The following is an 819-nucleotide window of genomic DNA, read 5'->3' as shown; positions in this document are numbered from 1 at the left end:
TCGTGTCTTGAGAGCTGAAGGGCTCGTAGCCCTGCTGTGATGGATGTTCTCTACGCATTCATCAAGTCAGGAGCTACGAGCCTTGATCGAGCCTACTTCCCCGCACCCTGATGCTGCCACCGCCATCTTCAACCTGCCCGACTACCGCGTCACCGGCACCGAGATCCTGGGCTTCGGGCAGCGGCGGGTCAGTGTCGAAGCCACCGCAGAGGCCGGCTGCCCGTCCTGCGGCGTGATCAGCGCCCGGGTTCATTCCCGCCGGCCACAACGGCTGCGTGACATCCCCATCGCCGGGCCAGTCGAAGTGGTCTGGGCCAAGCGGAGGTTCTTCTGCGATGAGTACTTGTGCCCTCAGCAGACGTTCACCGAGGAAACAAGCCAGGTTCCCCGCCGGGCACGGTCCACCCGCCGCCTTCGCGACGCGCTCGTAGCTGCCGTGATCGGGTCCGGACGGGCAGCAATGGAAGCAGCCTCATCCTTCGGGGTGTCGTGGTGGCTGGTCCAGCGGGCCCTGGACTCGGCGGCCGCGCTGACGCTGCCCGACGTTGATGCAATGGCACCGCGGATGCTTGGGATTGATGAACACCGCTACCGGTCGGTCCGGTTCTTCCGCGATCCCGCCACCAAAGCCTGGAAACGCTACGAACCATGGATGACCACAATCGTCGATCTGGACACCGGTCAAGTTCTAGGCATCGTGGACGGCCGCGACAGTGATGGCGTCGGCGACTGGCTCTTCGCCCGCCCGCTTGAATGGCGGTTGGGCGTGCAGGTCGTCGCGATCGACCCCTCTGCAGCGTTCCGCAAGGCCCTGCGGAT

At 65.0% G+C, this 819-nt stretch carries 1 protein-coding gene; it reads left to right on the top strand.

What is annotated here, in order from left to right; all coding sequences use genetic code 11:
- Positions 1 to 82 precede the first annotated feature (82 nt).
- The coding region (locus ACSVIE_RS21080; protein WP_442425156.1) for a transposase family protein at positions 83 to 819 on the top strand (737 nt) is incomplete at its 3' end.

Origin of the sequence: Paenarthrobacter sp. NCHU4564, assembly GCF_052156435.1 — a bacterium.
Taxonomy (GTDB): domain Bacteria; phylum Actinomycetota; class Actinomycetes; order Actinomycetales; family Micrococcaceae; genus Arthrobacter.
This window is presented reverse-complemented; position numbering and strand designations above follow the sequence as displayed.